Annotated in this window: 11 protein-coding genes and 1 pseudogene; all 12 read right to left on the reverse strand. The window is 40.0% G+C overall.

Annotation, left to right across the window (positions count from 1 at the left end; all coding sequences use genetic code 11):
- Positions 1 to 672 precede the first annotated feature (672 nt).
- Complete coding sequence (locus NI469_RS13950; RefSeq protein ID WP_253175552.1) at positions 673 to 3549, reverse strand: type I restriction endonuclease subunit R; 2877 nt, start codon at positions 3547 to 3549, stop codon at positions 673 to 675.
- Between the two features lie 51 nt (positions 3550 to 3600).
- Entirely contained in the window at positions 3601 to 4695 is a 1095-nt protein-coding gene (locus tag NI469_RS13955; RefSeq protein ID WP_234115068.1) for a PD-(D/E)XK nuclease family protein, read from the reverse strand.
- A 5-nt stretch (positions 4696 to 4700) separates the two neighbouring features.
- Positions 4701 to 5612 (reverse strand): DUF5655 domain-containing protein, encoded by a 912-nt coding sequence (locus NI469_RS13960; protein WP_253175554.1) that lies wholly within the window; start codon positions 5610 to 5612, stop codon positions 4701 to 4703.
- Between the two features lie 17 nt (positions 5613 to 5629).
- On the reverse strand, positions 5630 to 6481 hold the full coding sequence (locus tag NI469_RS13965; protein WP_253175556.1) for an HNH endonuclease: 852 nt from the start codon (positions 6479 to 6481) through the stop codon (positions 5630 to 5632).
- Positions 6482 to 6492: 11 nt separating this feature from the next.
- Complete coding sequence (locus NI469_RS13970; RefSeq protein WP_253175557.1) at positions 6493 to 7734, reverse strand: restriction endonuclease subunit S; 1242 nt, start codon at positions 7732 to 7734, stop codon at positions 6493 to 6495.
- Positions 7734 to 9302, reverse strand: coding sequence for a type I restriction-modification system subunit M (locus tag NI469_RS13975; protein ID WP_195725048.1), 1569 nt, complete (start codon positions 9300 to 9302; stop codon positions 7734 to 7736). The genes NI469_RS13970 and NI469_RS13975 overlap by 1 nt, the downstream gene beginning before the upstream one ends.
- Positions 9303 to 9652: 350 nt before the next feature.
- Positions 9653 to 9883: a helix-turn-helix transcriptional regulator gene (locus NI469_RS13980; RefSeq protein WP_005027433.1), complete on the reverse strand. Its 231-nt coding sequence runs from the start codon at positions 9881 to 9883 to the stop codon at positions 9653 to 9655.
- A 177-nt stretch (positions 9884 to 10060) separates the two neighbouring features.
- Positions 10061 to 10847, reverse strand: a pseudogene (locus NI469_RS13985) (recombination directionality factor); the annotation flags it as partial.
- 197 nt (positions 10848 to 11044) lie between these two features.
- The gene (locus NI469_RS13990; protein ID WP_253175560.1) at positions 11045 to 12103 is read right to left on the reverse strand and encodes a YqaJ viral recombinase family nuclease; all 1059 of its coding nucleotides are present in this window, start codon (positions 12101 to 12103) and stop codon (positions 11045 to 11047) included.
- 174 nt (positions 12104 to 12277) lie between these two features.
- Positions 12278 to 13309, reverse strand: coding sequence for a DUF932 domain-containing protein (locus tag NI469_RS13995; protein ID WP_253175562.1), 1032 nt, complete (start codon positions 13307 to 13309; stop codon positions 12278 to 12280).
- 22 nt (positions 13310 to 13331) lie between these two features.
- Positions 13332 to 13610, reverse strand: a complete 279-nt coding sequence (locus NI469_RS14000; protein ID WP_195726083.1) for a hypothetical protein — start codon at positions 13608 to 13610, stop codon at positions 13332 to 13334.
- 103 nt (positions 13611 to 13713) lie between these two features.
- Positions 13714 to 14622, reverse strand: coding sequence for a YagK/YfjJ domain-containing protein (locus NI469_RS14005; protein WP_195725052.1), 909 nt, complete (start codon positions 14620 to 14622; stop codon positions 13714 to 13716).
- Positions 14623 to 14772 lie beyond the last annotated feature (150 nt).

The raw sequence follows: 14772 nt of genomic DNA on the forward strand, positions 1-14772 counted from the left end.
CAATATTTCCGCGACTCATGAGTGCTCGGTTATATGCGGGCCAATTGGTAGTGCGGTAGATTTTGTGTGTAGGCTTCTTCATTTGAAAATTGAATCGTACCGGGTTTGTCGGAGCCTTTTGTATTTCATTAGCTTATATTAAAACCTGCGCGCCAACTTTTAATAATTGAAATTTCTCAGCTGTATAGGTGCATAAAGATCATTAAAAAATAAGCTAAAGCATCTTCTCGGATTCACAACTCACCTTAGGAATATCCATCATCTAACAAACTGAATATCTTAAGGACTTTTTTTAATTGTATTTCTCTTAATAAAAGTCAATAAGTTGATAAGAGCAAGATTGAGATGGTGGCAGCATAATTCATAATTTAACCCATTAAAATTTCTTATAAATTTAATAAAGTGATTACCCTTATTTACCCCTTGTTGATCTATTTCATTTGTTCCACTTTAAGTTTCAAATGACCAAATCGATATCCGTGAGTTGTATTTATAACTCCGAAATCATTACGATACTAAAGCAATGGCGGAATGAAGGTGGTGGCCGTTTTGATCAAAAATATCGTTCATGGAACTATTGGCAACCGTTCTCTACTACCGTCTTAGAAAGGTTAAAATAAATGCACACCCAAGGATATAAAGCACCACCAAGTGCTTTACTTCTTTAGCAATTTAAAACCCCACATAAAACTTTTCAATCAGTTTCTGGGTCTTGACCAGCAAATTGCTAAACACGTTCTCCCGCTCAAACAGCTTAACCTTATAGTTTGGTAAATCCTTTAGCTCTTCTTTCCTTGGTAAACGCTTTGTAAATTCGTAGTTTTCCAGAACAGTTCTCATTGCTTCAGGCTTCAAGTTTTCCTCTTGGCAGAGGTACTGATAGGCTTGTTCTTTCTCCGCATCCCAGAAAGCAGCAAAAGTGCTCTGGACACTTTGTCCATTGATCATCTTCGGCATGTTTTCTTCAATGAACTTCTGAATCAGTTCCTGCTTGTCATGCAAGGTAACTTCATTACCAATTAGATCATGTATCTGTGCTTCGTATTTCTTGCGTTTGGCCTCATCCCCGCTATCCAGAGCCATTTGCAGCAAATTGATAATATAGCCCACATTGATCCGGTCACTATGTAGCAGATCCAATTGGAAATCGACATCATCCAGTACAGAGACTTTTTCTTTTTTCGTAGTCTTGCGTACATCACGACATAAGTCAGCATACTTGGAAGCAAAATTGGCAAAGTGCTGTTTATCTAAAGCGGTCTGGTTCTGATCGTATTCGATAAAGGTTTGCAGCTGAGCGTTATAACGCATCACTTCACGGAAGGCCTTAATAAACTCCAACTGCTGATCTTCTGTCATGAGATCATCCACGCTTTGATAATCAGGCGTGATCTTGAGCAACTTCTGAACAGCAGCATCATAATCCTGCTTAATTTCCTCAAAGCTTGGAACCAGTACCACCTTTTGCGCATCTTTATTGGAAAATAGCGCCAGTGCTTCATCTGTCGCACGTTTCAGGTTACGGAAGCAGATAATGTTTCCAAATGGCTTCTTATCGTTATAGACACGGTTGGTGCGTGAGAATGCTTGAATCAAGCCATGATATTTTAGGTTTTTATCGACATACAAGGTATTTAACGGCTTAGAGTCAAAGCCCGTGAGGAACATATTGACCACGATTAGAATATCAATCTGTCTGTTTTTTACGCGCTGTGCAATGTCGCGGTAGTACGCATAAAATTGATCACCTGAATTGTAGTTGGTTTTAAACTGTCGGTTGTAATTGGCAATGTAGCGATCCAGCTTATCCCGACTGGATGAATTGACCTGACTTGGAATATCTGCGGCTTCTTCATGAATCAAGCCATTTAAGTCATCAGTCGGTACAGCCTCATTTGCAGCGTAGGAAAAGATGGTGGCAATGGTCAATGGCTTAAATATCCGACCTTGTGCTTCATCTTCAATTCGTTTTTCAGCCTGCACTTTTTCAAAGATGTCGTAATATTGGGTCAGTGTTTCGACCGAACTGACACAGAACATTGCGGTAAATTCACGATTACGGGTTTTGGTATCGTGGATATTGACAATGTAGCGGGCAATCATTTCTAGGCGTTGCGGGTTGTCATACAGTTCTTTGGTATCGATGCCTTCTACATCTTCCTCATAACTTTCATTCGTCGCCATGCCTTTGGCGGTGTATTTGCCCCGATAATCAATCTGGAACTGCAAGACGTTACGGTCACGGATCGCATCTACAATCACGTATTTATGCAAACACTCATTAAACAGGTAGTCTGTGGTGAGTTTTAAACCTGCTTTGCTTTGGCTGTTCTTTTCAAAAATAGGCGTACCGGTAAAACCAAACATTTGTGCATTGCTGAAGAATTTTTTGATGTTCTGATGAGTCTCACCAAATTGACTGCGATGACATTCATCAAAAATAAACACCACTTTTTTATTTTTAAGATAATCAATCGATTCTAAATAACGGTCGGTACTGATGGCTCGATTGAGTTTTTGGATGGTGGTCACAATCAGTTTGTCGTGGCGTTGATCCAGCTGTTTCACCAAGGTCGATGTGTTATCGGTGCTGTCTACGCTGTCGGCTTTAAAAGCATTAAATTCGCGTGAGGTTTGCGTATCGAGGTCATTACGATCTACCACAAACAAGACTTTTTCCACATCGGGCATTTGCATGATGATCTGACTGGCTTTAAATGAGGTCAGGGTTTTACCTGAACCTGTAGTATGCCAGATATAGCCGTTCTCATCGGAGTTTTGCACATGCTCCACAATTTTCTGTACCGCATAAACCTGATAGGGACGCAGCACCATTAGGCTTTTGGTGGTTTCTAGCAGCACCATGTACTGGGTCAACATTTGGGTCAGATGCTGCTGATTTAAAAATGCTTCGGCAAAGTCGACAATTTCATTGATGTGTTTGTTATGGACATCCGCCCATGGAAAGGCAAACTCGATGCCTGTTGTACCGTTTGAGTAATAACGGGTATTTGCGCCATTACTAATCACAAAAAGCTGAATAAAACCAAATAGCCCTTGCCCTGCCCAGTAGGCTTCACGAATATAGCGTTGGGTCTGATTGAAAGCTTCGGCAATTTCCATGCCGCGTTTTTTCAGCTCGATCTGTACCAAAGGCAAACCATTGACCAAGAGCGTGACATCAAAACGGCTGGTTCTGCCATTATAGTCACGGTGGTCGATGGTGATTTGATTGGTCACCTGATAGATGTTTTTGCTTGGATCATCCGAGAGAAAAAAGATGTGCTTGCTTGTACCATCATCAAACTTGACTGGAAACTGGTCACGTAAGTTTTTAGCCCGTTCAAATACCGTGCCTGTATTAAGAAAGCTAATCACCTGCTTCCATTCCGTTTCTGACAGGGGCGCAAGTCCATTGGCACGTTCAATCTGGGTTTTGAGATTAGACAGTAGTTGGCGTTCATCCTTGATGGTCACCGCAGCATATCCCAATTGCTTGAGCTGGCTAATCAGTTCATTTTCAAGTTGATATTCGCTTTGTACTGTCATTTCACCCTCTACTCTCTAAATTCTTATTCGCTTTATATTCAATATACTGATTTATCTTAAAGTTTTTTCAATCACATCTAACAAACTTGCTTTCTCCAAAATCAAATCTCGAATCGCTTCAAAATTATTTTCAGGTGCTCGCCAATAGATACATAACCAGCGTTCAGCACCACCTTTATATTTTTCAATTTTCCAGTTGAGGTAGCGTGAATCATCGTTGCATTTCAAAATAGAAAATGCTTGCTCCTCTAATGCTTCTGGTAAATTCAAAATATAAGTATTCACCCCAAAGATTGTCTCGCCTTGATTTTCATAAATGTATAAAGTGTTATTTGTCAGGTTATTCCACGCATCGTTATAAAAACGAATCCCTCCCCATGATTCATATTTGTTTTTAGAAATATAACCATCAATGGATTGATTAAGAAGCTGACTGATACTATCGACAACTTCCTGAATAGTATTAGTTTTCAGCTTTTGCAACTCTTGTATTTCTTGATAATGATCAAAAATAAATTGGATACGGTTCATATCTAGTTTCTGGGTACGATAATAACTTTCAAGATGCAGCAAAAACTCACGTGCAAACAAATTCCATTTATTCATGGGATTCGTCATCATTTGTTCTGCAAGGTAAGGTCGGACAGCATTCACCAATTGTTGGTAGGAAATACCGAGCCAATTTTGGGCTTCACTTTTACCAGAGATGCTGAGTATCAAGCCAAGGATAGTTTTGTCTTTTGAGCGTGTTTGAGCATATTTCACATAGTCATCAAATGGATTATTTTGATGATGGTAAATTTTAGCTTCCAGTAAAATAAGATGCGTATCGGTATCAATCATTAGGTCGATACGATTGCTGTTATGTGTAACGCATTCTCGCTCCAAGTTTTCCACTTGACCTAAACTAGAATTCTCTAGAGTGCTAACTCCTACAACAACATCACTAAAGCCTTTCCAGAACACCTCTCCCAACTCATGGGATTCTTGAGGGTTTAAGAAAAATTCGAGCAATTCAGTGGTGGGATTTTCGTAATGGTGACGAATCGCAGTATCGAAAAAAGTTTTTTCTCGAGGCTTTTTTTTAAATTTTTTAGCCGATTCAAGTAATGACTCAAAATATTTGATTTTAGTTTCTAACAGCATAGATGTTACTTCAGAAGTTGTTTGATCAGGCTTAGTAAATATTCTAGATTTTCCGTATCTATAACTACAATTTCACAATCACCACTTCCATGATGGTCAACTCCTGTCATATCTTTGACTAATCCTTTAGGATCATCTATTTCACTGTACTTTCTATTCAAATAGATCTTGATTTGATTTTTCCTGATTGAGAAATAGACTAGATTTTTATTGTTAATTTGAAAGGCTATATAGACTTTTTTAATATTTAGTTCAAAGTTTGGAGAAAGATTCAAAATAGAATCCCTGAATCTTTCATATAACTCTCTAATATCATCAGATTTATCACCTAAATGATGTTCTTCATCATATTGCTGAATTTCTTTAGCAATCTTTTGAATTTGTTCTGACTCAATTTTTTGCACTTGCTTGATTGAAGGCGCTGATTTGGCTTTCTGCAATGGATTGACTGAAACAATTCCGCCTTGATAACGTTTGATTTCCCACAGCTCAATGCCTAAATCTTTAAAGTTGGTAGACTGCTTTTGAAAGTCGGTAAAGCTCGGTGAAACAAAGATGATTCGGCTCTGTGACCAATCCACATCCTGACGTTTAAGCTGTTTACTCTGGTTCTCGTTGTACTCAACGATGAAATCTGCCTTGTAGTCGAGCATCAGATTCAGATAAGAAACGCCTTGGTCGATCACGCTATAATTGCGTTCACGCTTGTATTCGATAATTACAAACGCCTGACTTTCAGGATCGAAAGCCAGTGTATCAATACGGTTGTTTTTAATGGTGAATTCAGACTTGATGAATTCCAGACCTGTAAAACTGTAAAGATTGTTTTCAAACAGGCTTTGAATTTCTCTTTCCAAACGAAAAGGATCTTCTGTAAGTTCTACTAATGACTGTGCTTGGGTTTGATAAAGCTGCATTAAAAATCTCGAATTATTTATTCTTCAAATGTTTGTCTAAGCGGATTCCTCAAAGAAACGCTATATAAAAGTTTTAATCTCTCAATTGTCATTGGAAGACCATTTTCGGTTTTATGGAGCATGGCGTGACAGTTAGGACAGACTGGTCTTAGATCTTCTTTAGGATCTACTTCATACTCTTCGCCAATCGTGTGCAAAGACTTAAGATGATGTACATGGATGAAATCTTTAGCAAATGAGCCATACATATGTTCAAAGCTCAAGCCACAAACGCAACAACGTGTTCCATAAATTTCTATACATTTAGCCCTAGCTTCAGGGTTACGCTCATATTTATTCACTAAAACCGTTTGCTTAGCTCCTTCAGGAAAGGTTTCATTTTCTAAACCTGCTTCATCGGGATAGTCGGTATTCACACTATCAGTTTTAAACTCATTAAAAATATGAGTTAAAAAAATGCGGATTGGATCATTTGAAGCTTTATCTCGATCTGTGCGACGGCCTTGAATAGGAGCATCAGGAATTAAGTTTTCCTGTCTGAAATATTCAAAAGACAAAGTGGATTTATCCACTTTGTTTAACTTTTCAAAAATAGAGTACCCACCTAGATAACTTTCAATTTTCTTTTTATCCGACCAAAATGCTTTCTGTGCTACTGGGTATTCTGAGTTTTCCGCATGCCCAATAACTTTGAATTGATACATCACCTTTGAGATGGGTTGGGTCACATATACATGAACAATATCATTGAGCTGTAACCCTTTACCTTCACTAGTAGCTGAATTCTTCCAATAAACCTGCGGCAAAGCATCATAAGCTGCTTCTAAATCAAACTCAGCATAATTCACGGTTACTAGCCAATTTGCCATAACTCTCCCCCCTACACAAACATCTGTTGCAACAAGCCTTTTTTCCAAATTTTAGCCTGTTCTATTTGCTGTGCAACCACTTCAATTTTTTGGTCAATCGCAGAGAGGAAATTAGCGATTTTGGTTTGTTCCTCTAGACAAGGAAAAGCAATTTCAATCTTCTGCATAGATTTCTGATTGATACCTTTCGCAGTTGTGCCGGTAGCTAATTCTTCGATACGGCTTTGAAATTGATCCGATAAAATTAATTGAAAAAGAAATTTGTTATCGACCATTTTTTTATTTGTCTTAAAACAAACAACCCGTTGGCTTAAAATATATTTTCTATCATCAGGAACTAAGGCAACATTTCCTAAAGGGGCTTCCATAGTAAAAATAATATCATCTTTTTCTAAATCACCTTTATTCATCCAAGTTTTGTACAACTTTTCAGAACCTAAATGACAATCTGCATCAAAGTCTATAAATCCTTTTTTAATATTAAGAGCGGATAAACTTTGGATTTCCCCATCTCCCCAATCCATACCTAGTTTTTTTGGAGTTTTACCACGATAATCCCAGAGGTCAACCATCAAATCTAAAAATTTAGTTTCCTCCCACTCCCCAAACTCACTACCATCATCCGCTTTAAAACGAATCTGCTGACTAAACAGCTTTTGCATCATGCCTTGTTTATATTGGCTCAGCAGTTCATGTTTTTGCGTCAGTTGGCTAATCTTTTCATCTACGCCAGAAAGAAAAGAAGCGATTTTGGTTTGTTCTTCTGAGGATGGTTTATATAACTTAAGGTTTTGTAGGTCAGCAGTATCCAGTTTTCCAGCACCAATACCTGTAGCAGTTACCTTATTTTGAATAGTATTTTCTTTAGCATGTAACCATTGGAACAAAAATTGTGGGGCAACTTCCTGTTTCGGGCGAATGCATTTTACATCCTGATTAAAAGCGACATCACCTAATGTAATTCCCATAGGTATTTTATTAAACAACATGCTTCCTCTCACCAAAATTAAAATTGAATCTTTTGGTGCTAATTTGGAACCTTTCTGTAGACCTAACCTAGTAATCTTTACATCAGATTCATAAAGCTGATTTGTGTGCATGGAAGCACCACTAATCAATGGAATATCATCACCCCAATATTCAGGAATATCTTTTGCTGGTGTACCACCTGAAGCCCATAAAGTTAATTCAACAAGTTTTGATTCTGTTAAATCCCCATCAAACTCTTTAAAACGTAATTTAGGCACAGCCATTACTTCACCTCCGCAAACGGTGAAACAATCCCAAGCTCGGCACAGAAACCATTAATCACGGCATCAGTCTTTTTGCTTTCTACTTCCAAAGCTTGAAGCTGTTTTGCAATCGCATCTAAATCAATCTCGGCTTCCGCTTCAAAGGTATCCACATAACGCGGAATATTCAGGTTGTAATCGTTATCTTTCACTTCCTGCAAGGTCGCCACATGCGCATATTTTTCAATATTTTCACGCTTTTCAAATGCCGCAACAATCTTATCCAAATGCTCAGGCAATAACTTGTTTTGATTCTTCTGCTTTTCAAAATCATTGCTGGCATCAATAAACAGAATATTGCCGCTCTGCTCACGGTTTTTCTTCAATACCAAAATACAGGTCGGAATAGACGTGCCATAGAATATATTGGCGGGTAGACCAATAATCGCATCCACCACATTCAACTGTTCAATCAAATACTGACGAATCACGCCCTCGCTCGAACCACGGAACAAGACGCCATGCGGTAACACCACCGCCATGGTGCCATTGTCATCCAGTTGATACAGCATGTGCTGTACAAATGCCATATCGGCTTTAGAACTTGGCGCCAGTTTGCCATACGCGGCAAAACGTTCATCTTGTAAAAATAACGGATCGGCAGACCATTTTGCAGAAAATGGGGGATTCGCCACCACCGCATCAAACTTTTTATCTAAATGCTGCGGACGGGTTAAAGTATTTTCCTGCTTGATGTCGAACTTGGCAAAATGCACATCATGCAGAATCATGTTCATGCGTGCCAAGTTGTAGGTGGTACGGTTCATCTCCTGACCGTAAATCATATCGACATCTTTAACTTCACGTTTTACCCGTAGCAACAAAGAACCTGAACCGCAAGTTGGGTCATAGACTGAGCGTAAACGGTCTTTGCCTTGGGTGACAATTTTCGCCAATAAAGTCGATACCGTTTGTGGGGTATAGAATTCCCCCGCTTTTTTGCCCGCGCCTGATGCAAACTCACCAATCAGGTACTCGTAGGCATCCCCCAGTACATCGGCTTCGGTATTGGAAATATCAAAATCAATGTCATCTAAATGACTGAGGACTTTCGCCACCAGTGCATTACGGTCACTGGCATTATTGCCGAGCTTGGTCGAGTTTAGATCCAAATCTTCAAACAGGTTGGCAAAGTCATCGGCAGAGTCAGTGCCTAACGTGCTTTGTTCAATCGATTTTAAGGTCGCAGTTAAATCATCCAGAATGAATTCGCCCTGACGACCACGCTCGGCTAAGGTATGGAATAGCTGTTTGGGTGTGAGCGCATAACCGACTTCGGCAATGGCATTCTTTTTGATTTCTTCGATATAAGGCACATGCTCAGAATTGCTTTCATCCAGCTCAAGAAAGCTGAGGTCTTCGCCATCCAGCAATTCATTAGCAAAGTTCACCGATTTTTCTGATAAATATTTAAAGAAAATAAAGCCCAGAATGTAATCACGGAATTCATCGGCGCCCATGGTGCCACGTAAAGTATTGGCAATATTCCAAAGTCGTTTTTGTAATTGTTGCAGTTGTACGTGGGTCATTGTTATAGAAGTCCGATGAAAAGAATAAAACATGACTAGTGTACCGAAAATTAAAGTTTTTTCAGCAAAAATGAATGGAGAAATACAGGATTTGTTGCCCCAAAAAGCACTTATATTCGCAAAGAAGATAAATGCTTTTTTCAACATTAGGCTCCTTTAATCTCATAACTTTTATTTTTAAAAAGCTAAGGGATCTCAACCTGAACCACGACCAACGTCAAGGATATGAGAAGCTTTAGGTAATTCATCTATAAATAGCTGATAATTTATTGTTTTGATTACGAATACTTAGCCTAAAAATTACAATTAGTCTACTAAAAAACAAAAAATAAGGGAGCTAAGAGCGTCCCTTACTCTCGATTCGCCAACTTACTTTCAATCCATTGATGGATCTCATAAGCTGACCAGCCGATACGATTTTGAGTAATTTTAACTTTCTTTGGGAATGAAGGATCGTAATAAGGTGAGTTTTCATCCATCATCTCATAGATAGTAGAACGCCCCACTCCAACAAATTCCATGACTTGCTTGATACTGATCAGTTGATTCATTTGAAAAGTTTGACCTACAAATGCATTCATGATGTTTACTCCTATCTCATGATTTCGAGCAACTCGCTCATGAGATACGGCAATCTCGTAAGGTTTTACCTTGTCTGATTTAATTCAAAGCCTTCACAGATCCTTTCAATCCCTGTTGAATATCCAATGCAGTCTGAGTCTCTTCGATCTGCTGACCTTCAACAGGCTGATAAAACTGCTCAACCATATCCAAACCTTCCTCTATATCCATTTCAAACCGTGCATTGGCAAAACCCTTCCTTGCGGTAAAGTCCACAGCCTCCTGATAAAATCCCGCCTGTTTACTCTGTTCATCAATTTGCTTCGCTTGCATAATGGCTTCATTCAAGCTAATCCCATCTCTTAAAGTTAGATCCACGTAATAGACTGGCTGACGGTAACTCTGTGTCGTACTCTTGCCCCGCAATATCAGTTGCAATGGGAGGCATGACAACAGGCCATTTGATGCCGCATGGTAATAACTCAACCGTGCAGCCAAAGTCCGGATACTGTTAAAGCCCGTGGTTCTAAAGATGAATGTGCCAAACTCATCCGATTCATCTAAGTTCACATGCAAACGCCCATAGGGCTTGCAGTTCCCTCCTTGAGCCAATGGACACAAATCAGGGGATGGACAGGGAAGTTGCTCCACGCCTTGATTGGTTAAACGCTGGCAGGTTTCTCCATTACCGACACAGATAGGTCTTCCAGTCTGTCGGTCAAACAGGCTGTATTCTGCACGCAGGTTTAAATCAGGATCATTAAAGATCATTCTGACCGGGATTGAGCGCAACTTTTGATTGGGAGTATTGGCTCGAAGCTGATCATCTAATGGATGTTTAACCCAGCCTTCTTTGCTTTGAATCTGGGAAGTAATGGTGAACTGGTCATCCTTTTCAGGCAATCGCTTGCCATTCTTTTCGATCATACGACCGATACTGATACGCCCCAGAATTGGTGGAGTAATTGCTAAACCTTTAATCATGTTGATATTCCTTAATGTATTACCTTACAAATTTGGGTCTATGTATGTAGGTCGGAACAAGGACCAAATAAGTTACCCAAAGAATGTAGAGCCAGATAAAGTGCTACAGAAATCGCGACCGATTTGCTCTCTACCGAAGGGTAGAGAGCGGGGAGCGATTTTTGTGAATTTTTGATTTGGTGCTGTGTAAATAGGACTTAGTCGGTATAGATGTTGAATCGACGACTGCCCTGCTTTTGAAGTGGATAAAGGTCGATCAGTTCAGGCTGGTGCTGAAGCAATGCCTTAGTATTGAGGCTGATGGAATCCTTGGCTTTCTTCCAGACTACTGAGCCATGAGCAAAGACAGCCCTTTCCTTGTCTTGCATCATCATCTGAATTTCATGTTTAAGCTGGTCAAAGCGTTCCTGCTTGTGCTGAATCTCTTCTTTCATTTTGATGAGCTGATCAAACATAAAATTGGCATTTTCATTTTGCGAAAGATCCTCTACGGTTAAAGGTACATGCGCTGGATAAAGTTGTTGAATCGCTTTAGCTGCGGATTCACTGGCATCGACTGATGGTGGTGTATCCTTTTCCACGCATTCCCAGAAATATCGTTCTGCTTGAACAATATGTTCAATCACCGATTCTGATCGTGTCACTTTGAAGATCTTGGTTTCATGCCCACAGATCAAGACACAAACATGCGCTGCCTGTTTACCAGTTACGGCCAGTTGATGTTGCACCTGACATAGCACATATAAAGGCACACCATCACGCCACAATTTTGCTCCATGCTCACCTGCTGTTTTACATTCTAGGATCTGAACGTCATCACTGCCGACCACGCTGTAATCCAGATTGGCTAACATAAAGTATTTATCGGGATCAGGATGCTGAAGTACTGCATTGATCCGTCGCACCTTGTTATGGGTGTGCATGCTATAGAACTCTGCCACCAAAGGTTCCAGCTGCTTACCCCAATACAGCGGTGCTACACCTGAGCTTTCATCTTCTATGGATTGAGCCTGTCGTCCAGTTTTGATTAGCCAGAGTTCCAGCATCGACATATAGGGATTGAGACCACAGGCAGTCGCGGCATCACTGCTACCGATACCTTGTTTACGAACTTTGAGCCAGTCCTGATATTCCATCCCTTTGGTGTTGACCAGTCGCTTGGCTGCTGTTGAGCGTTTGGTAGTAATGGTTGGATTGACTACGATCTTAGATCCTACAGTCGTAGGCTGATGGGAAATAGGTACAATTTGATTCATGGAATGATCCTTATTAATTCTGATCTCTGTAAAAGAAATGCATAAAAAAGCCATACCCGACACGAGGTCGGGTATGGCGATATGCATGCTTATTAATTGAAAGGGGTTACATGAGTGCTCTGATGAGCATTTGTTTGGGGTGAATTAATTTCGGCATAAGTGAGTTAGTTAATTTCAGGCGATCAAAGCAAGCGCTTGCTCCAATCCTCGTTGTTTCACACTAGCACCTGCACCAAACCAAGCTGAATCAAGACGATGATCGGTACTCATGGCACGTCGTTCATGATCCACAAATTCTGTGATCGAACACAGTAAACCATAAGCCGTATCTTTAGCTGATGACAATTCGGCACCACGACCTTGACCATTGAACATGTCCAAGGCTTTATTCATGGCACGACCATTTGGTTCAGGCTTTTTCTCCTGAGCTTGCTGCGCGACATTACGATAAAACTGAATGATGTTTTCTTCAGGATCGGAAATTGACATGGTGCTATTATTAAACACGGCATCAAAGTAAGCCTTAGCTTCCTGCTGACTCACCTTACGCTGTGTGAGCTGTTTCATCTCATACATGTGCTCATCCCATGCACGCACTGAAATACCTAATTGCTGCTTCACTTTCTCTGCGTCAAACTTGGTACTATGTGGAACCTTCACTACTCCAGCACTACTGCTCTGCCCACGTAACGCAATAGCTAAAGTGTTGTTACAGACTACTCGGATACTTGTGAACTGTGCTGTCGTTGCCAAGGTGCCATCACACGCAGTAGCCAGCAGGATATAACCATTACTGACATCCTTAGACTTTAACGCGGTACTTTGCCCGGTACGTGCCAAAGCCCAGAACTTCTTACCACCTTTCAAAACCCCTGCGGTTTCTAACTCAAAGCCAGATTGCTCAGTCAGATCCCGGTAGAACTCCAGAATCTCTTTAGGCTGAACTTCCTGATAACGTTGACTGACCACAGATAAAGGTGCATGTGTATCTGAACGGTATAACACTCGCTGCTCTTCAAAAGGCATGATGATGCTCTGACCACGTTCATTCTGTGCCATATAACTGACATTCGACGATTCAATCCGCCAGTCCATTCCAGCTTGCTGTGCCCAAACTTCGAGTGGTTGGTTCGGACTGAGTTGATTACCCAGACCATGCCAAGGGGTTTCGCCAACATAGGCGATTTGTTCGATTTGATGTGCCATCGTTCTTATCTCCTATGCTGATTCAACGAAAATTCTGCTGACAGTGATTGCAGTGATAGTAGGCCAGGGTGATCGGCTTTTTAGGCTCATCAAACACGCTGCTGAATAAACCACCAATGACCGCACCTGCAAGCCCGCCAAGCAGTGGTGATACAGGTAAAGGTAAACCCTTTGATATGGATGCACCGATGGTTGCGAACGAAGCTGATGCTGCTAGACCTGTAGACTCAGATCCACTCACCTGCTGATTAACCACTTGAATAACCTGATCGGAAAAACAATAAGGACAATTTAAACTCATAATATATACCTCTAGAAATGACAAAAGCTCACCGATGGGCAAGCCTTGCAAAGTTAAAAAACTCGTTTTCACCTAGATAATGTATATCTGAGATTATTTTGATTTAGCGTCTATCATACTGCGCTCTTAACTGACCCTTACCAAATACTCTTCGTCCTTTGGGCTTTACACGTAAGTATTGAAGGGTACGTTTGTGATGATCAGTGAGGTATTCCATTGCCTCAATGAAATTTGTCACTTGGGTTGAATCGCGACGATAAATTAAACCGATCCCCAACTCATCTCTACCTCGGAGCTCCTTTACGCGTTTGCGATTCCAACAATTATAGCCTTGACCATAATCTCGAGTAATCTCACTCCAAAGCGCGATAATTTTATTCCCCCAATATGCTGCGCTTCCATCACGAAAGGCAGTATCATAAATGATTGCTAAATGGCAATGAAAACCTTTACTTTTACCACCTTGCTCTACTCCCCATATATATCCGATCACATATTTAAATATGCCATCTTTATTTTGGATACGATTAAGCAGTATATCTAAGTCCTTATAAATATCTTCAACTCTGATTCGATTAGAATATTCTTGCAAATAACCCAAGTCTACACGAGCAACTAATATTCGACTGCATTTATTAAGTATTGACCTACAATATTCCTGCACTTCAATTTTATTTTCATCTTTCTGTTTTTCGATAATTTCATAATCTCTTTCGAAACTCTTAGATAACTTCAAAAAGTCCGATCTCAACGCTCTATACCCAATCATTTCCAATTCATCTTTAAGATCAAAATAATCGGAGTCTATTCTCTGTAAGTCATATCTCAGAATTACAAAGAATTGGAGATAACCTGGGTATTCATCATCAGGATTATAAATATCATCAAAGTCTAATAACAGATTGGTAAGCTGTGAATAGAATTCATCCCATTCCCTACTTCTTCTTTTTAGACATTTTAAGAAGCTCTCGATCTCAAGTGTAAGTTGTGCCTGATTAATTAAAGCTCTCATGTTTAAACCTAAGTGTGTGATAGTTACATAAGAGATAGGGAATTCTGTATATATATAATTTTGGTGGTGTTTCAAAAAGTATGCTGAAACAAAGCAGGTTGAATTTTGATAAAATAGAGAAATGCGAATAACTCTAGAAATCAAATGTCC

This window comes from Acinetobacter lwoffii, from assembly GCF_024129735.1.
In the GTDB taxonomy this organism is placed as follows: domain Bacteria; phylum Pseudomonadota; class Gammaproteobacteria; order Pseudomonadales; family Moraxellaceae; genus Acinetobacter; species Acinetobacter lwoffii_H.

Bases quoted from the DNA above. Each gene is read 5' to 3' on its own strand.
- NI469_RS13960 (WP_253175554.1), bottom strand. From the start codon at position 5,612: ATGCAGCTTTATCAAACCCAAGCACAGTCATTAGTAGAACTTACAGAA.
- NI469_RS13970 (WP_253175557.1), bottom strand. From the start codon at position 7,734: ATGGCTGTGCCTAAATTACGTTTTAAAGAGTTTGATGGGGATTTAACA.
- NI469_RS13950 (WP_253175552.1), bottom strand. From the start codon at position 3,549: ATGACAGTACAAAGCGAATATCAACTTGAAAATGAACTGATTAGCCAG.
- NI469_RS14000 (WP_195726083.1), bottom strand. From the start codon at position 13,610: ATGAGTTTAAATTGTCCTTATTGTTTTTCCGATCAGGTTATTCAAGTG.
- NI469_RS13965 (WP_253175556.1), bottom strand. From the start codon at position 6,481: ATGGCAAATTGGCTAGTAACCGTGAATTATGCTGAGTTTGATTTAGAA.
- NI469_RS13995 (WP_253175562.1), bottom strand. From the start codon at position 13,309: ATGGCACATCAAATCGAACAAATCGCCTATGTTGGCGAAACCCCTTGG.
- NI469_RS14005 (WP_195725052.1), bottom strand. From the start codon at position 14,622: ATGAGAGCTTTAATTAATCAGGCACAACTTACACTTGAGATCGAGAGC.
- NI469_RS13980 (WP_005027433.1), bottom strand. From the start codon at position 9,883: ATGAATGCATTTGTAGGTCAAACTTTTCAAATGAATCAACTGATCAGT.
- NI469_RS13990 (WP_253175560.1), bottom strand. From the start codon at position 12,103: ATGAATCAAATTGTACCTATTTCCCATCAGCCTACGACTGTAGGATCT.
- NI469_RS13975 (WP_195725048.1), bottom strand. From the start codon at position 9,302: ATGACCCACGTACAACTGCAACAATTACAAAAACGACTTTGGAATATT.
- NI469_RS13955 (WP_234115068.1), bottom strand. From the start codon at position 4,695: ATGCTGTTAGAAACTAAAATCAAATATTTTGAGTCATTACTTGAATCG.